Origin of the sequence: Streptosporangium amethystogenes (assembly GCF_000721075.1) — a bacterium.
GTDB lineage: Bacteria > Actinomycetota > Actinomycetes > Streptosporangiales > Streptosporangiaceae > Streptosporangium > Streptosporangium amethystogenes.
In genome coordinates this window covers 350,462-368,175 of record NZ_JOEQ01000012.1, presented here as the reverse complement: position 1 = coordinate 368,175, position 17,714 = coordinate 350,462, and the positions used below count along the sequence as shown (strand labels likewise).

Genomic DNA, 17,714 nt, shown 5'->3' with positions numbered 1-17,714 from the left:
CTCCTTGGTCTGATGTGGAACGCTTCTTGCGTCCCATGCGTCAGTAAAGGGAATGCCAGAAACATACAGCTCCGATCTTGAACACCGGAAGCCGCTTTGGAAGGGAAGAGGCGGACCTGGAGTGCCGAGACCGTTTCGTGATGTTTAAGTGGCTCTGATGTCGGCGCTGTAACCAAAACTTGCTCAGGGTGTTTGCGCAGCTAGACATGATGTTGGGATGAAAGTGGCGAATGTGGTGTGAGTGTCCGCTCACTGTGAGCCACCACGCTTATGTGGCATAGATCACATCAACTTGATGGCACCGATTTCGCCGCGGGCACGTCTAAAGCCTTCCTCAAGGTCCGATCCGGCTTGTGCGCCATCTCGCGGCCCGGCTTCCAACCTCCCGAACCGAGCCTTTCCCGCGCCGGAAACGGGTGCGGGACCCGGCGCGTGGCGCCGAGTCCCGCTGGTGGGTCAGAGACCTCGAAGGTGCGCGAGCTACCTGTAGAGCTCCCCGTTCGGGCCAACGATCCTGCCGGACCACACGTTGGCGGCCTTGCGGTAGATGTCGGCGGTCTCGCCGTCGAAGTACGGCGAGGTGACCAGGTCGTAGCGATCGTTCTGATCCTGGTCGCCGAAGAGGCTGGTGACACCGTTGACGTAGCCCAGGCGCCTGGCGCTGCTGTACTGCGTCAGCCATGGGCCGCCGTCGGCGCCCGGGGTGAAGGCGCCCTTGAGGCCGACGTGCTCCTCGACCTTGTGTGGCGCGGAGACGTACTCCTTGCCCGACGGCTTGCCGTACAGGTACTTGGGAGTCACGCCGCTGTAGGGCCTGTCGCCGTCGGGGTGCGGGGCGGCGGGGTAGCCGAAGACGTAGACGGGCTTGCCGGTCTTCTGGTTCCAGGTGAAGCCCTGGCCGCCGACGTTGTCACCCAGGCGACCGACATCCTTGGAGAGCAGGATGTAGTAGTGCGAGCCACGCGACCACTTGGGACCGCTGAACCCCTGGTACTCCTTCTTGGTGACCTGCTTGACGCCGTCGAAGGCGACTCCGTTGTAGACGGTGACGAAGGCGTAGTCCTTGTCGTACTCCTCGTAGTTGGCGAAGTCGTAGTGCGTCCACGCCGACTTGCCGACGTAGATGCCCCACGGGGTCTTGCCCTGGTAGTAGCCGGGGACGAAGACCCACTTGTCGAGGGTGTCGCTGTTGCTGCCGGGGTCGTAGACGCAGTGGCCGGCCGTGGCGACCAGGTTGCGGTATTTGCCCTGGATCGAAGTGGCCGAGCACCACCGGTACTGCCCGTTGACGACGAAGAACACCTTGCCGATGGTCCTGGGCAGGTTGACGTTCTTGGCGAGCGACGGGGTGGGCTTCTGGGAACCGGTCGGGCCGACGCTGCCGGGGCTGCCGTCGGGGGAGAAACCGCCGCCGACCTTCATCTTCGGGCCACCGGGGTCCGCGTTGTAGACGGTCGCCCTCTTGAGGGCGGCGAAGTTCGAGGCGGCCCAGAAGTTGATGACCGAGACCGCCGAGGAGTTGTTCCTGGCCATCGGGTCGGTCGCCGAGAAGGGGGCGGCCTGGGCGGTGCCCGCCAGGGTGGTGGCCAGCAGGGCGGTGGCGGCTGCGGCGCCACCGAGGGAAAGACGAGAGTGCTTCAAAAGACGAACTCCTTGCGCTGCAACGTTCCCGGACATCCGGGAACTGCGGGACGACAAGCTACGAACCTATGCAGGGATCGCCGGGCCAAACGTCGACTAAGGCTCTCTTAAGGCCCTCTTAAGGCGGCTTTATGTTCGGGGCGCTTGCTGGTTGGCCGCCCAGTGGTAGGTGACGTAGGTCGACGCGATGAAGTACGGGGAGGAGATCCGGTCGTACCTGCGGTCGGTGTCGGTGTCCCAGGCGAAGCTGTTGACACCGTTGAGATAGCCGAGCGCGGTCCTGTTGTCGTAGGAGATCAGCCAGGGGCCGCCGCTCGCGCCGTTGGTGAACCCGCAGGCCAGAGCGATGCCCTGCTCGGCCAGGCGAGCGGGGGCGTCCACCTTGATGGTGCGCCCGTCGCACGACTTGAGCCGCTGGCCGTCGTAGGGCCTGCTGCCGTCGGGGTGCGGGGCGGCGGGATAGCCGAAAGCGAGGGTGAACAGGCCGGCGCCCCGGTTGGTCGCCAGGCCCTGCCCGCCGACGTTGTCCTCCAGGCTTCCGACACTCTCCATCTCGTAGGTGCCGGTGGTCTTGCCCGCCTTCCACCTGAAGCCGTTGTGCACGGTGACGAACGCGTAGTCGTAGTCGTAGTCGCCCCTGCCCACGAAGTCCTCGTGCAGGTTGAGCGAGTGGCCGACGTAGATCCCGTACGGGGTGTTGCCCTTGTCGTAGCCGGGGATGAAGATCCAGTACTCGGCCTGACTGCCCGTCTTGGCGTCGTAGGCGCAGTGTCCGGCCGTCGCGACCAGGTTGTGGTTGGCCGCCGCCACCGAGGAGGCGGAGCACCAGTAGTCCTTGTCGCCGATCCGGAAGAACACCTTGCCGACGGTCAGTGGGGAGCCGCCGGAGCCCGGAGACCGCTTCTTCGGGAGGGTGGGCTTGACGAGCGGTGCGCTCCTCCCGGGTTTGGCGGCGCTCTTCCCGCCGCCGGTCGCGGTGCCGGCCTCCTCGGTCATGGTCGTCGCGCCGCCCGCCTCCCCGGCGGTGGCCGCCGTGGCGCTTCCGGCTGTGGCGCTTCCGGTGGCGGTGTTTCCGGCGGTGGGGGACGGCGAGGTGGTGGTGCCGGATTTCCCCCCGGGTGTCGTCGGCACCCCGGGTATCGCGGGCACGTTGTCCATGGCCTGCTTGAGCCTGGCCGGGCTCCAGTACCCCGCGATCCGCTTCATGTCGGCGACGCTCTTGGTCAGCGCGATCGAGGTGATGCCGCTGGGCACCGCGTCCAGAGGACCCGCCGCGGCGCTCCCGGCGAACGCCGACGTCATGGTCACACAGGCGGCGACCAGCGCCCCAAGTGTGGCCGTGAGCCATCGTACGCGGGAGGACATGAGGGGGATTCCTTTCGTAGGGCCGGAGTTCCAGGGGGTTACCAGGGACGCAAAGGGTGATTTTTCCAGATCAACTTGGTTTTGGGCAGTTCGCTGGACCGATTCGCTGATGCTCTGTTATCTGGCCAGTGTGCCCGAGGGTGTATAAGCGGCCCGTGAAGGTGCGGAAAGGACCCGGCGCGTACCGGGCCCCTCCTGGTTCACACCGCCTGTGTCCTATGCCGGGAGCTTCCCGGTCCAGAGGTTGGCCGCGTGCTTGTAGATGCCGTACGTCTCACCGTTGAAGTACGGGGTGGTGACGCGGTCGTAGCGGTTGTTCTTGTCGCTGTCGACGGTCAGGCTCACCACGCCGTTGAGGTAGCCGGTCCGCTTGCTGTTCTTGTACTGCAGCAGGAAGGGGCCGCCGCTGGCACCGGGGGTGAAGGCGCACTTGATCGCCTGGTGCTCCTCGGCCTTGTAGGCCGCGACCACGGGGGCGGCGACGGTCGTGCCGTAGCACCACTTCTGGGTGTGACCGGAGTACGGCTTGTCGCCGTCCAGGTGGGCCGAGGTCGGGTAGCCGAACGTGAAGACCTTCTTGCCCAGCTTCTGGTTCCAGGTGAAGCCCTGGCCACCGACGTTGTCGCCGAGGCGACCGGCGTCGGCCACCGTCGAGATGTAGTGACGGAAGATCACGTACTTCACCGACGCGGTCTTCTTGATGTACTTCACCACGTAGTAGTGGGTGATGGTGTAGTTGCCCTTGTCGTCGACCTTCCGGTAGCCCGGACCCTTGTAGGCGTCGTAGTCGGTCTTGGTGACGTTCTCGACACGACTCTCGAGCTTGGAACCGGCCTTGGGCCAGTCGCCCTGCGGCAGTTCCTTGCCCTTGAGGGTGACCTTGTCGTTTTTCAGGCCGTAGACCTCACCGGTGACCTTCTCCCAGGCCCACTTGTCCGTCTCCGACGCGACGGCGAGGGCGCCCTTGTACTGGGGGCCCACCTCGTCCTCGGAGGAGATGTTCTCGACCTTGCCGATGCCACCCTTCTGGGTCCACCTGTCATAGGTCTCGAAGTCGACGGTACTGGCGGCCTCGCGGCCCACCCCGCCCTTGTCGACGTGCGCCTTGAAGGTCTTGTAGTCGACCTCCTTCTCCGGCTGCTGCTTGATGCCGTTGTAGACGTTGACGAAGGCGTAGTCGTAGTCGTAGTCCTCGTAGACCGTGAAGTCGTCGTGGGTGTTGACCTTGGCGCCGACATAGATGCCCCAGGGAGCCTTGCCCTGGTAGTAGCCGGGGATGAACACGAAGTTGTCGAACGGCTTGTTCGTGTCGGTGTCGTAGACGCAGTGGCCGGCGGTGGCGACCAGGTTGCGGAACTTCGACTGCACGGAGCTGCCGGAGCACCAGCGCTCCTGTCCCTTGTTGTCGACGAAGAAGACCTTGCCGACGGTGATCGGGAGGTTCACGTTCCGCGACCGGCCGGCGGACTTGCCGCCCTCACCGGTGGGGGCGACGACGCCGGGCTTGCCGTCGGCGGCCGCCCTGGCGGCGCCGGTCTTGTTCAGCTTCGCCGAGACGGTGGAGTCGGAGAGGTAGGTCTTCGCCGACTTCAGCTTCGAGGCGGTCCAGTAGCCCGCGATGGCCTTCGCGTTACCGGAGGGGGTGAGCGCCGCCGACTTGATGTCGGGGTCGGCGGTGCCCGCCTGGGCGGTGGCGGGGAGGGAGGCGCCGATCATCGCGGCTGCCGTGAGGGCGCCGCCGAGGGGAAGGATCAGACGCTTGGCTCGGGGGTTCAATGAAGCTCCTTCTTTGTCATGGACCACTCGGGACGCGATCCACGCATGCGTAAAGAGACAAGAGGTGACCGTACTCGGCAAAGATGGGTTAAAGAGCTACAAAACGGGCAGGAGCTTGGACCGATATGATTTCGTTACCAAATTCATGGAACCGGAAATCGGTTCTGCCCGTCTGATCTTTCTTTGCCTGATCGAGAGGTCTCGCGCGGCTTATTTGAGCGTGTGAACTGCGGAAATGCCGAGGCTGGCCGTTGCCCTGAGGGTGGGTGTCCCCCGTCTCTAGAACGTTCCGGAGAGGAGGGACTGTGAGTGCCGACACGAGCAGGGACCCGATCCTGAGACCGGGCCCCCCTCACGGGTCGCCGGCGACGCTGGTGCCGGGTCAGTCGGTCCAGCGGTTGGCCGCGGCCTTGTAGACCTTGTAGGTGTCGCTGTTGAAGTACGGCGAGGAGATCTTGTCGTACCGGTCGTTCTTGTCGGTGTCCCAGGCGATGCTGTTGACGCCGATCAGGTAGCCGGTCCGGCTGGAGCTCTTGTACTTGTAGAGCCACGGGCCGCCGCTCGCGCCCGCGGTGAAAGCGCACTTGACGCCGATGTGCTCCTGGACGTTGTACTTCGGCGCGGCCGGCATGGCGTCGGTCTTGCCGTAGCACCACTTCATCGTGCGGCCGGAGAAGGGCCTGTCACCGTCGGGGTGCAGTCCGGCCGGGTAGCCGAAGGCGAAGACCGTGTTCTTGATCTTCTGGTTCCAGACGAAGCCCTGACCGCCGACGTTGTCGCCGAGCCGCCCGACCTTCTTGATGATCGGGTGCCACTTGCCGTCCTTGTCCTTCTCCCAGTTCACCTTGAACCCGGAGTGGACGTTGACGAAGGCGTAGTCGTAGTCGTAGTCCTCCTTCACCACGAAGTCGTCGTGCGCGTTGAACCACTTGGCCGCGTAGATGCCGTAGGGGTTCTTGCCGTCCCACGCCTGGTCGCCGTCCCAGTAGGACGGAATGAAGACCCAGTTGTCGTAGAACTGGTTGGTCTTCACGTCGTAGACGCAGTGTGCGGAGGTGGCGACCACGTTGCGGTACTTGCCCTGGACGGAACTGCCGGAGCAGTACTTCCAGCTCTTCGGGTCCGCGGGGTTGGCGCCGGGCAGGGTGAAGAAGACGCGGCCGACGGTGTTGGGCAGGTTGACGTGCTTGCTCTTGGCGGACTTGGCGCCCTCCTCGCCGATCGGCGGGACCGCTCCGCCGGGGCCGTCGGGGCCCGCGGCGCCGGAGGCCTTGCCGCCCTTGACGCTCATGTCGAGGTCGCCGGTGGCGTCCGTGGCCTTGCGCATGCGCTCGGGCGACCAGAAGGAGGTGGCCTCCGCGGCCGTCTCCGAGGCCGGGGAACTGACCACGTCGTTGGGGGCTTGAGCGGCGTTGGCACCTGTGGTGGCGCCGATCACTCCGGCGATCATGAGAACGCCGGTGAGGGGGATCGTGAGGCGCCGTGCTCGGGAATTCATGGAGCTCCTTTCGGGGTCGGCGTGGAGACGGGACCTCTCCTCGCCGGGAAAACGATCGGAACGTTACTGACTGAATCGAGCGGTCGGCGAGGAATTGACGGGAAAAAGCATCGGATGGTTCCAGGCGATGCGATCCCGTTATTTAAATAGCGATTTGTTATGGTTTAACGAATAGGCATTTCCGCAGGTCACAGTGGATTTCGAGGGGCTCTGTGGGCACCTGCGGCACCATTGGTAACAGCGATTACCGAAGGTTTCTTAAGTAACTCCGGCACCCCCGACCTATTAAACCGAATTATGTTCTGGTTGGATGTCGGCATGAGTGGAGATCCCCGTACCCCATGCCTCGTCGGCGTCGCCCAGCACACGGTCCGCGTCCAGCCGGGGCCCGAGCCGTTGGATCTGTGGGAACTCGTCGCCCGCGAGGCCGCCGCCGACGCCGGGGCCCCAGGTCTGCTGACCGCCCTCGATTCGATCCAGGTCGTCTACACCGAGTCCTGGCAGTACGACGACCCGACGGCCAGGCTCGCCGAGCGGCTCGGCGCCGCTCCCCGCCACCGGGCCTACTCCAAGGTGAGCGGCACGGCGCCGCAACTGCTCCTCGGGGAGGCGGCCTCGATGATCGCCAGAGGTGAGATGGACGCCGCCCTGGTCGCCGGGGCCGAGGCGCTGGCCACGCGCAGGGCCCTGCGCAAGGCGGGGGAGCACGTGGCGTGGAGTCATCCGGCGAATCCCAAGCCGCCCTACGGCTGGGAGCGACCCCCGCACCCGGCCGAGCTGGCCCACGAGCTGTTCCTGCCCGTCCACACCTACGCGATCATGGAAACGGCCAGGCGGGCGGCGGCGGGCGAGTCCATCGAGGAGGAGCGGGTGGCGCGAGGGCTGATGATGGCCCCGATGACCGAGATCGCCGCGACCAACCCGCACGCCTGGTACCGGGAGGTCGCAAAGCCCTCGGAACTGGTCACCCCGGCCGCGGACAACCGGTTCGTCGGCTGGCCCTACACCAGGCGCACCGTCGCGGTCATGGAGGTGGACCAGGCCGCCGCCGCGATCCTGGTCAGCGACGGGCTCGCCGACCGGCTCGGCGTCCCCCAAGACAAACGCGTCTACCTGCGAGGATGGTCCTACGCCGAGGACACCTGGGAGGTGGCGGCCCGCCCCGCGCCCGGCTCCTCTCCGGCCATGGCCGCCGCGGCGCGGGCGGCCTTCGAGCGGGCGGGGACCGGCCTCGACGAGATGTCCGCGCTGGACGTCTACAGCTGTTTCGCGATCGCGCTCCGCGCCGCCTGCGCCGCCATGGAACTCGACCCGCTCGACCCGCGAGGGCTGACCGTCACGGGTGGCCTGCCGTACGCGGGAGGTCCGGCCAGTGACTACGTCCTGCACTCCACGGCGGCGATGGCCGAGCGCCTGCGGGCCGCGCCGGGCCACGGACTGGTCACCGGGGTCGGCATGCACCTGACCAAGCACACCTACGCGGTCTGGTCCACCGAGCCCGGAGGCGCCCTGGGTGACGCCACGCCGGTGTACGTCGCGGAACCGGTGCCGATCGCGGACTCCTACGAGGGACCCGCGACCGTCGCCGGATACACGGTCGCGCACGGCAGGGACGGAGCGGCCGAACGAGGCGTCCTGATCACCGACCTTCCCGGCGGCGGCCGGGCACACGCCCACGTCCGCCACCCCGACCTGATCGCCGAGGCCGAGTCGCGGGAACTGGTCGGCACCGAGGTGCGCCTGGCCCCCGAGGGGCCGGTGAACGTCGCGACCTGGTGACCTTCTCCCGATCCGATGGGCATCGACTCCGATTCGTGATGGCATCAAGACCGTCGAAACCCGAAGATGGGGCGAGAACCATACCTTCTCGTAAGAGGCGGTCCAGAACGTGGCCGGTGGACCGTACGACATCATCGAGGCCAGGTCCCCGAGGGGCCCGCGGCGCTGGATCGGCGTCGCGGTGCTGGCCGCGCTCGTGCTGGTGCCGGTGGTGAGCCTGCTGTCGGGTCGGGAACCGGGCTCCGTTCCGCAGCCTCCGCCACCGGTGCCCACCAGGGCGGAGGTCGTCGCAAAGGACGCCCCCAACGTGCTCTACCCCCGGCCCCGGCACAGAGGCGGCAGGGAGATCCTCAACGTGGTCTTCCCCGACGGCTCGGCGGCGGAGGTCGGCTACCCGGCGGAACTGGGCCTGGCCAGGCTGGGGGTCCGGCCCGCGATGACGGGCAGGCTCGACGGGGAGGTCGGCACGTACCGGCAGCTGACCGTGCCGCCGGGAGGGCCGGCCGGGGTGGCGATGGGCAGGCCGATGATCCGGAAGCTGGCCGGGCAGGTCACGCTCTGGCACCCGATGAGCCCCGCCGAAGGGGAGGTGCTGTTGTTCGCGTTCGACCCCTGGTTCGTGGCGCTGCGCGATCTCAAGGGCGGCATGTCCTTCGAGCAGCGCATGCTCTGGGCGCGCAACCTGCGCGGCAGGGTGACCAGGGACGGTTACCTCGTGCTCGACGCCCGGGCTCCGGTGCGGCTGGCCGGGCCGGGGGAGACCTTCCGCGGTGAGCAGGTGGGGCCGCAACTGTGGTTCGGCGGGGCCAGGGAGACGCTGCTCGTGCTGGCGCCGGTGCCCGGCTGCGACGTCGCGGCGATCGAACTCTCCGTGATCGAGCAGCGACGCCGCTTCTCCGCCGAGACCTGCCAGGACGGGGTGTACGTGGCGGCCTCGGGAGAGCGGGGGCAGGTGGAGAGGGCGGTCGCTGAAATAGTCGTCAGGCGGACAGCGTAGGGTGCGGCCATGTTCGCTGTAACCGCCACACAGGTCGATCCCGACAACCCGCTCGCCGGTCTCACCCTCGGTGAGCGCCCGGAACCCCAGGTCCCCGAGGGGTGGACCACCGTCACGGTGAGAGCGGCCTCGCTCAACCACCACGACCTTTTCACCCTGAAGGGTGTGGGCATCCGTGCGGAGCAGCTCCCGATGGTGCTCGGTACCGACGCGGCGGGGTACGACGAGGACGGCAACGAGGTCATCGTGCACTCGGTGATCGGCAGCGGTGCCGACGAGACGCTCGATCCGAAGCGTTCCCTGCTGTCGGAGAAGTACGACGGCACCTTCGCCGAGCGGGTCGTCGTGCCCAGGCGCAACCTCGTGGCCAAGCCCGCCGCGCTCAGCTTCGAGGAGGCCGCCTGCCTGCCGACGGCCTGGTTGACCGCCTACCGGATGCTGTTCGACAAGGCCGGGCTGGAGCCGGGCTCGACGGTGCTGGTCCAGGGTGCGGGCGGTGGCGTGGCCACCGCGCTGATCCTGCTGGGCAGGGCCGGGGGATACCGGATCTGGGTGACCAGTCGCTCCGAGAAGAAGCGGGCGCGGGCCCTGGAGCTGGGCGCCGACCAGGTGTTCGAGGACGGTGCCCGGTTGCCCGAGCGGGTCGACGCGGTGATGGAGACCGTCGGTCAGGCGACCTGGGCGCATTCGCTGAAGGCACTGCGCCCCGGTGGACGGATCGTGATCTCAGGCGCGACCAGCGGAGCGGTCCCGCCGGCCGAGCTGAACCGTATCTTCTTCCTCCAGCTCTCGGTGGTCGGCTCCACCATGGGCAGCCGTGACCAGCTGGGCAGGCTCGCCCGTTTCATGGAGCAGACGGGTACCCGCCCGCTGATCGACCGGGTCCTCCCGCTGACCGAGGCTCGCGAGGGCATCGCGGCCATGCACGAGGGGGAGCTCTTCGGGAAGGTCGTCTTCACGCTGCCGGGGTGAACGAGCGGAGCACGACCGGGCACCGATGTGCTCCCGGTCACCTCCATAAGTAATGGGTTACTTTTTAGCCTCCCGAGTGATAGAACACGGATGAGCGATGTATCACCCGGGAGGCCCGGAATGACCGACTCAACCGCGCACCGCGCCCCCGACGCACCGCGCGCCCCCCTCGCCACGCCCGCCGGCTCCTCCGCGCATGGCGGTCTCGTCCCGGCTCTCCCCGAGGCGGGGGACGACGGGCCCGCGCGCAGCGATCCCGAACCGTTCGGCCCCGGTGACCTGCTCTGGGACGGAATGGGCGACCAGCGGCTGATGTTCCTGCTCGGCGGCGGTCTCATCATGCAGGTCATGCACCCGGCGATCGGTGCCGCGGTCGGCCAGCAGTCGGTCTACCGGTCCGACCCGTGGGGACGGCTCACCCGCTCGCTCACCTCGCTGCAGACCTGGGTGTACGGAGGGCCGCAGGCCATCGAGGAGGGTAGGCGTCTGCGTGAGATGCACAAGGACATCAGCGGTGTCGACGCACAGGGCAGGAGTTACCACGCGCTGAGCGCGGGACCGTACGCCTGGGTGCACCTGACCGCCTTCGAGCGCGCCGTCACCATGGCGAGGTACTTCGGCGAGCGGCCGTACACCCCGCAGGAGGAGCAGCGCCTGTACGGGGAGGTCATCCGCCTGGGCCGGATCCTGCGGGTCCCCGAGCGGATGTTCCCCGCCACGGTCGACGACTACTGGACCTACTTCCACGACATGGTCGACAACACGCTGGAGAACCATCCGACGGCGCACGACGTGCTGGAGACCACGCTCACCGTGGGGGCGCCGCCGCTGCTCCGCGGGCCGTTGCGGGCACTGTGGCGCCCGCTCGGTCTGACCTCGGGCCGGCTCAACCACTTCGTCACGGTCGGCACGCTGCCGGACGCGGTCCGCCGGAAGCTGGAACTGCCGTGGACCGCCAGGGACGAGGCGCGGCTGCGCCGTCTCGGCAGGGCGGTCGCCGCGACGATGCCACGCCTGCCCGAGCGGGCCAGATATCTGCCGATCGCCTACCACGCCAGGCGGGCGGCACGCGCACAGGAGCGGCTCACCCGCGCCATGCGCGTCGCCTGAGAAAAGGCCGCCGGTCCCGTGCCGCCGGTCCGTGCGCGTCGCGGGGGCGCGGACCGGCCGTCGGCGGGAAGACGGATGGTCACCGGAGCGCTTCGCGGATGCGGCGGGCGGCGTCGTACAGGGCGTCCTGCGCGGTGGCCAGGGTCTCCTCGGTGACCTGCGCGTTCGACGCGTCCCGGTGGACCTCCTCGGCGAACTCGGCCAGCATCTGCCCGAGCCGGGCGTCGCCGGCGCCTGACCTCTCGCCGGTGAAGCCGGCGGCCCAGATCCGCTTCCAGTCGTCCTTCCACTCGCCGGTCTGGCGCTGCCACTCGTGCTTCTGGCGCTGCCACTCCGTCTTCTGCTCGCGCCAGGCCCTGCGCTGGTCCTGCTTGGCCTCCTTCTCCTCGTGCCTGGCGCCCTGGCGTACGTCACGCGCCATCTGGGTGAGCTCCTCGCGCAGCGACTTCACGGTGTCGCGCACGTCCTCCTTGACCTCGCGGGCGATGTCGCGGACCGAGTCGGAGATCTCCTGCTCCAGATCGGCGAGCTCGTCGAGGCGGTCGTTGAGCTCGGCGCGGCCCCGGTCGCTGATCGTGAAGACCTTCTTGCCGTTCACGACCTCGTGGGTGACCAGCCCCTCCTCCTCCAGGCGGGCCAGGCGCGGGTAGATCGTGCCGGGCGAGGGGGAGTAGACGCCGAGGAAGCGATCCTGGAGCAGCCGGATCACCTCGTAACCGTGGCGGGGGCTCTCTTCCAACAGCTTCAGGAGATAGAGCCGGAGCCTTCCATGACCGAAAACCGGGCTCATGCTTGGGCTCCCTTCAGCAGGGTGACATCGGCGGAGACGGTGTGCGCCGTCAGGGAGGCCATGCCGCCGCCGATCCGGCCGGTCAGCGACCTCGTGCCGGTCTGGGCGGAGTGGTGGAGTTCGGAGAAGGCGGTGTCGAGCCTGCCCGAGGTGGAGCGGATCTTGACATCGGCGTCCACGGCGTGCGGGAGCCTGAGCACGATGTCGCCGGTGACACTGTTCAGCGTCACGTGACCGGTCGGCGGGAGCTCCAGGTCGGCGGTGATCCGGCCGGAGACGGTGGTGACGCTGAGACGCCGGGGGGTGCCCTGCGCCACGGTCAGCTCGCCGGAGACGCTCTTGAACGACAGGTCACCGACCAGGTCGCGGCTCTCCACGTCGCCGGAGACGGTGTCGGCGTTGATCTCCCCGCTCACCCCGTCGAGCACGATGTCACCCGAGACGCCCCTGACCGAGGTGCGGTCCTCGAATCCGGAGACGACCGCGGAGGCGGAGACCACCCCCACGTTGATCGGGCAGTCCTTGGGCGCGGTCAGTGTCAGCGTCGCCCGGCGTCGCCCCGGGCGCAGCCAGCCCAGCAGGCCGTCCCAGGTCAGGTCCTTGTAGGTGACGGTGAGCGTGCCGTCGTCGTCGTGGGTGACGAGCAGCGGTGTGGTGTCCACCTCGGTGACCTCAAGCGTGGCGGGGCCGTCGCCGGCCAGCACCGCCAGCCTGCCCGCCACGATGCGTACGTTCAGCTTTTTCACGGACTCGAAGGTGAGCTGCTCTGGTTTCTCGATCGTCCACTGCCGCATGTTCGTGACCTCCTTGTATGTGACACGATATGTCGCGTCAGTCGGGAGGTCAAGATATATCGCGTTATTTCAGTCGTCCTCGTCGTCCAGCCGGGCCAGCCAGGTGGCCAGCCGTTCCACCGGAGTCTCGAAGTCGGGGTTCAGATCGACGAACTCACGCAGCCGCTCGGCCAGCCACCCGATGGTGACCTCCTCCTGGCCACGACGCTCGACGAGCTCCTCGATGCCCCGATCGGTGAAGTACATCGTTCTCCTCGTGGTGACACTTGCCATAACGGGGAAGTCCCCCGCAGGGGTTCCTGCGGGGGACTTCCGTGGTGACGCCTGCACTGCGGACCGCCGGTCGGCGATCCCTTCCCTTTAGGCGAAGACCTCGCCCAGCATCTGCTGCAGCTCGGCCTCGTGGGCCGAGTGCGAGCCGGTCGCCGGGGAGGAGTTGGCCTTGCGGGAGACCCGCTTGATCGTACGGCCGCCGAAGACGCCCGGGTTCTCGGCCATCTTGAGCGCCAGGAACGGCCACGGGCCCATGTTGAGCGGCTCGTCCTGCGCCCACACCAGCTCGACGTCGGCGGAGTAACGGCTCAGCTCGATCTCCAGCGGGTTGCCGGGGAACGGGTAGAGCCGCTCAAGGCGGACGATCGCCACGTCGTTGCGGCCCTGCTTGTCGCGGGCCGCCGCCAGGTCGTAGTAGAGCTTGCCGGAGACCAGCACGACCTTGCGGACGCCGGCCGGGGCGACGGTGATGTCGCCGAGCACCGGCTGGAACGACCCCGAGGTGAACTCGCTGACCGACGAGATCGCCGCCTTGTGCCGCAGCAGCGACTTGGGCGTGAACACCACCAGCGGGCGGTGCCGGTTCGACAGCGTCTGCCAGCGCAACAGGTGGAAGTAGTTGGACGGCACCGTGGGCTGCGCGACGGTCATGTTGTCCTGGGCGCACATCTGCAGGAAGCGCTCGATGCGGGCCGAGGAGTGGTCGGGGCCCTGTCCCTCATAGCCGTGCGGCAGCAGCAGGGTGACGCCGGAACGCTGGCCCCACTTCTGCTCACCCGAGGTGAGGTACTCGTCGATGATCGACTGAGCGCCGTTGACGAAGTCGCCGAACTGCGCCTCCCAGGCGACCAGCGCCTCGGGCCGCTCCACGCTGTAGCCGTACTCGAAGCCGAGCGCGGCGTACTCGCTCAGCAGGGAGTCGTAGATGTAGAACTTCGTGGTGCCCTGGTTGAACGCCTTGAGCGGGGTGTGCTCCTCGCCGGTGACCCGGTCGACCAGCACGGCGTGCCGCTGGGTGAACGTGCCGCGCCGGGAGTCCTGGCCGACGAGGCGGACCGGGTGACCGTCGATCAGCAGCGATCCGAACGCCAGGGTCTCGCCCATGCCCCAGTCGATGCGCTCCTCGGTGACCATCTGCCCGCGACGCTGCAGCACCGGCAGCAGGCGCGGGTGGACGGTGAAGCCCTCGGGCATGTTGAGCTGGGTCTCCACGATCCGCTTGACGGTCTCCTCGGAGATGGCCGTCTCGACGTCCTCGTGGGACCAGGGGATGGTCTCCATGTCGACCGGGCGGGAGAACTCGGCCGTCGACGCGTTGGCCGCCGCGCGGGTCTCGGCGAAGGCGTTCTCCAGCTTGGCCTGGTAGTCGCGGAGCGCGCCCTCGGCCTCCTCGACCGTGATGTCGCCCCGGCCGATCAGCGCCTCGGTGTAGAGCTTGCGGGTGGAGCGCTTGGCGTCGATCAGGTCGTACATCAGCGGCTGGGTGAAGCCCGGGTTGTCCATCTCGTTGTGGCCGCGACGCCGGTAGCAGATCAGGTCGATCACGACGTCCTTGCGGAACACCTGGCGGTACTCGAAGGCCAGGCGGCCGACCCGGACCACGGCCTCGGGGTCGTCGCCGTTGACGTGGAAGATCGGGGCCTGGATCATCCGGGCCACGTCGGTGGCGTACACGCTGGAACGCGAGCTGGCCGGGCTGGTGGTGAAGCCGACCTGGTTGTTGACCACGATGTGCACGGTGCCGCCGGTGCGGTAGCCGCGCAGCTGCGACAGGTTGAGGGTCTCGGCCACCACGCCCTGGCCCGCGAAGGCCGCGTCGCCGTGGACGAGCACGGGCAGGACGGTGAAGCCCTCCTCGCCGCGCTCCAGGAGGTCCTGCTTGGCGCGGACCACGCCCTCCAGGACCGGGTCGACCGTCTCCAGGTGGGAGGGGTTGGCCACGACCGAGGTCCTGAGCTTGGAACCGTCGGGCGAGACGAAGTCGCCGCTGGCACCCAGGTGGTACTTCACGTCACCGGAGCCGTGGGCGCTGCGCGGGTCGATGTTGCCCTCGAACTCGCCGAAGATCTGCCCGTACGACTTGCCGACGATATTGGCCAGCACGTTGAGGCGACCGCGGTGGGCCATGCCGACCACGGCCTCGTCGAGCCGCTCCTCGGCCGCGGCGCTCAGCACCGAGTCGAGCAGCGGGATCAGCGACTCGCCGCCCTCCAGCGAGAAGCGCTTCTGCCCCACGAACTTCGTCTGCAGGAACGTCTCGAACGCCTCGGCGGTGTTCAGCCGCTCCAGGACCCGCAGCTGCTCGGTGCGGTCGGGCTTGGCGTGCGGCCGCTCGACGCGCGCCTGGATCCAGGCCCGCTCCTCGGGGTTCTGCATGTGCATGTACTCCACGCCGATGGTTCGGCAGTAGGAGTCACGCAGCACGCCGAGAATGTCGCGCAGCTTCATCAGGGGCCGGCCGCCGAAGCCGCCGGTGGCGAACTCGCGCTCCAGGTCCCAGAGGGTCAGACCGTGCGACTTGATGTCGAGGTCGGGGTGCTTGCGCTGCTTGTACTCCAGCGGGTCGGTGTCCGCCATCAGGTGGCCGCGGACCCGGAAGGCGTGGATCAGCTCTATGACCCGCGCGGACTTCGCCACATCGTCGTCGTGCGTGGTGGAGATGTCCTGGACCCAGCGGATCGGCTCGTACGGGATCCGGAGGGCCTCGAAGATCTCGTCGTAGAAGCCGTTCTCGCCCAGCAGCAACCGGTGGACCTGCCGCAGGAAGTCGCCGGACTGGGCACCCTGGATGATCCGGTGGTCGTAGGTGCTGGTGAGCGTCATGACCTTGCTCACCGCGAGGCGGGAGAGCGTGTCGGGGGAGGCGCCCTGGTACTCCGCGGGGTACTCCATCGCGCCGACGCCGATGATCGTGCCCTGCCCCGGCATCAGGCGCGGCACCGAGTGCACGGTGCCGATGGTGCCCGGGTTGGTCAGCGAGATCGTGGTGCCGGCGAAGTCGTCGACCCCCAGCTTGCCTGCCCTGGCCTTGCGCACCACGTCCTCGTAGGCGACCCAGAACTGGCGGAAGTCCATCTGCTCGGTCGCCTTGATCGACGGGACCAGGAGCTGACGGGTGCCGTCGCTCTTGGCGACGTCGATGGCCAGGCCCAGGTTGACGTGCTCGGGCTTGACCAGCGCCGGCTTGCCGTCGACCTCGGCGTAGGAGTGGTTCATCTCCGGCAGGACCTTGAGGGCCTTGATCACCGCGTAGCCGATGAGATGGGTGAACGACACCTTGCCGCCGCGACCGCGCGACAGGTGGTTGTTGATCACGATCCGGTTGTCGATCAGCAGCTTCGCCGGGACCGCGCGCACGCTGGTCGCCGTCGGGACCACAAGGCTGGCCTCCATGTTGGCGGCAGTCCTCGCGGCCGCGCCGCGTAGTCGAACTTCCTCGGCACCGGCGGGCAACTGCGTCTCCTGCTTGGATCGGTCCGCCGGGGCGGCCTTGGCCGCCGGCGCTGGGGTCGTCGTCACTGGGGCCGGGGTGGCCGAAGCCGCGGCGGCCGGGGCTGGGGTAGCCGGGGTCGAGGAAGCGGTGGGTGTCGGAGGAGTGGACGCGGCGGTCGCCGCACCCGGGGGAGCGACTCTGCCTGCCCCCGTATCAGGGGTGTAGTCGGCAAAGAAGCTCCACCAGGCCCGGTCGACCGACTCGGGGTCCTGGAGGTATTTCTGGTACAGCTCGTCGACCAGCCACTCGTTCTGACCAAAGGCTGCCAGCGGGTTTGTCCGCGACGACTCAGACGACACGGCGGAAATCGCCCTCTTCCGCAGATCGGCGTTGATGATAGAGAACCTGTCCAAGGCTACTCGCCTCGGCCCGGACCTGCGCCACCCTGGCCGCAGCTTCCTTGTCGATCCTCTCAGAACCGTTTAAAACGGTCACCTCCTGGGTAGCAGCTTCGTCCGCTGAGTCGCTGGTCAGCTGGATCCGGTGGGCCTTGTCAGTCGAATCCGACCAGTCGGAATTCTGTCCGTATCTCCGGGGTAACATCTTCGAGCAGGCCGGCCAGTTCGTCTCCGGCGGCCCGCAACTCCTCGATGGACAGGGGCGCGAGTCGCTCCAGCAGGAACAGCGCGTCCGTCGTCTCCTCGGTGATCCGGGTGCGGACGCACTGCCGCCAGTTCCACCGGCGGCAGGTGACTCCCCTGTCGTCACGCCAGACGACCTCGCCGACCTCCGGGTGGTCGATCGTCGGTTCGCCTCTCTCGACGACCTCGAACGGCTCGTCACCGGTCGCGCGCACCAGCCGTGCCGTCCCCTCGTAGCGGGTCAGGTCCTCTCCGCCGATCGGCAGGCCGTGCCTGATGCTGATCGCGTTGTAGGCGTCGACCACCCGGTTGATCTCCGGCGGTGGCATCCGTCTGACCAGGGCGTCCACCGAGGGCCGGGTCCGCTGGGGCTTGGCGCCGAATGCCCGGTATGTTTCCCGCCAGGCCTCGACCCTCGCGTCGTCGGCCGCCACCGCCTTCTCCGCGGCCTCCGCCAGCCAGGCCCGTGACCTGTCGTCCGTCGGCCCGTTGCGCAGCCCGTACACCCCTATCACCAGCACCGCGAAGTCCGGCCTGAGCGCGCTGACGGCGGGGTCCACCCAGATGTCCTCGATCACGGCCCCAGTTTAGGCGGTGTGCGCGGCGATTCGAGGAAGGACGGGGTGGCCGTCCACGGGACGGCCA

Annotated in this window: 13 protein-coding genes; 4 read left to right on the top strand and 9 right to left on the bottom strand. The window is 67.9% G+C overall.

Annotated elements, in window-relative coordinates; genetic code table 11:
• Positions 1-480: 480 nt before the first annotated feature.
• From IG98_RS0120040 to IG98_RS0120020, 4 genes are all read right to left on the bottom strand, one after another.
• Positions 481-1,641 carry a trypsin-like serine peptidase gene (locus IG98_RS0120040; protein ID WP_030913983.1) on the bottom strand — a complete coding sequence of 387 codons (1,161 nt, stop codon included), beginning with the start codon at positions 1,639-1,641 and terminating at the stop codon, positions 481-483.
• A gap of 129 nt (positions 1,642-1,770) precedes the next feature.
• Positions 1,771-3,006 (bottom strand): trypsin-like serine peptidase, encoded by a 1,236-nt coding sequence (locus IG98_RS0120035; protein WP_051752497.1) that lies wholly within the window; start codon positions 3,004-3,006, stop codon positions 1,771-1,773.
• A 216-nt stretch (positions 3,007-3,222) separates the two neighbouring features.
• The gene (locus IG98_RS45060; RefSeq protein ID WP_037970763.1) at positions 3,223-4,782 is read right to left on the bottom strand and encodes a trypsin-like serine peptidase; all 1,560 of its coding nucleotides are present in this window, start codon (positions 4,780-4,782) and stop codon (positions 3,223-3,225) included.
• 382 nt (positions 4,783-5,164) lie between these two features.
• The gene (locus IG98_RS0120020) at positions 5,165-6,280 is read right to left on the bottom strand and encodes a trypsin-like serine peptidase (RefSeq protein WP_030913979.1); all 1,116 of its coding nucleotides are present in this window, start codon (positions 6,278-6,280) and stop codon (positions 5,165-5,167) included.
• A 318-nt stretch (positions 6,281-6,598) separates the two neighbouring features.
• On the opposite strand from IG98_RS0120020, the gene IG98_RS0120015 reads away from it, so the two are divergent.
• The 4 genes from IG98_RS0120015 (at position 6,599) to IG98_RS0120000 (ending at position 11,138) form a co-directional block, all read left to right on the top strand.
• The gene (locus IG98_RS0120015) at positions 6,599-8,059 is read left to right on the top strand and encodes an acetyl-CoA synthetase (protein WP_030913977.1); all 1,461 of its coding nucleotides are present in this window, start codon (positions 6,599-6,601) and stop codon (positions 8,057-8,059) included.
• A 109-nt stretch (positions 8,060-8,168) separates the two neighbouring features.
• Positions 8,169-9,056 (top strand): hypothetical protein, encoded by an 888-nt coding sequence (locus IG98_RS0120010; RefSeq protein WP_030913976.1) that lies wholly within the window; start codon positions 8,169-8,171, stop codon positions 9,054-9,056.
• 9 nt (positions 9,057-9,065) lie between these two features.
• The gene (locus IG98_RS0120005) at positions 9,066-10,028 is read left to right on the top strand and encodes a zinc-binding dehydrogenase (RefSeq protein ID WP_030913974.1); all 963 of its coding nucleotides are present in this window, start codon (positions 9,066-9,068) and stop codon (positions 10,026-10,028) included.
• A 120-nt stretch (positions 10,029-10,148) separates the two neighbouring features.
• On the top strand, positions 10,149-11,138 hold the full coding sequence (locus tag IG98_RS0120000) for an oxygenase MpaB family protein (protein ID WP_084195508.1): 990 nt from the start codon (positions 10,149-10,151) through the stop codon (positions 11,136-11,138).
• 79 nt (positions 11,139-11,217) lie between these two features.
• Here IG98_RS0120000 and IG98_RS0119995 read toward each other — a convergent pair whose 3' ends face one another.
• From IG98_RS0119995 to IG98_RS0119975, 5 genes are all read right to left on the bottom strand, one after another.
• The gene (locus IG98_RS0119995; protein ID WP_030913970.1) at positions 11,218-11,928 is read right to left on the bottom strand and encodes a PadR family transcriptional regulator; all 711 of its coding nucleotides are present in this window, start codon (positions 11,926-11,928) and stop codon (positions 11,218-11,220) included.
• Positions 11,925-12,722: a DUF4097 family beta strand repeat-containing protein gene (locus IG98_RS0119990; RefSeq protein WP_030913968.1), complete on the bottom strand. Its 798-nt coding sequence runs from the start codon at positions 12,720-12,722 to the stop codon at positions 11,925-11,927. The genes IG98_RS0119995 and IG98_RS0119990 overlap by 4 nt, the downstream gene beginning before the upstream one ends.
• Before the next feature lie 69 nt (positions 12,723-12,791).
• On the bottom strand, positions 12,792-12,968 hold the full coding sequence (locus IG98_RS51960; RefSeq protein ID WP_169750152.1) for a DUF6104 family protein: 177 nt from the start codon (positions 12,966-12,968) through the stop codon (positions 12,792-12,794).
• A 114-nt stretch (positions 12,969-13,082) separates the two neighbouring features.
• Positions 13,083-16,787 carry a multifunctional oxoglutarate decarboxylase/oxoglutarate dehydrogenase thiamine pyrophosphate-binding subunit/dihydrolipoyllysine-residue succinyltransferase subunit gene (locus IG98_RS0119980; RefSeq protein ID WP_030913966.1) on the bottom strand — a complete coding sequence of 1,235 codons (3,705 nt, stop codon included), beginning with the start codon at positions 16,785-16,787 and terminating at the stop codon, positions 13,083-13,085.
• A gap of 194 nt (positions 16,788-16,981) precedes the next feature.
• Positions 16,982-17,647, bottom strand: coding sequence for a B3/B4 domain-containing protein (locus tag IG98_RS0119975; RefSeq protein ID WP_030913963.1), 666 nt, complete (start codon positions 17,645-17,647; stop codon positions 16,982-16,984).
• Positions 17,648-17,714: the final 67 nt, after the last annotated feature.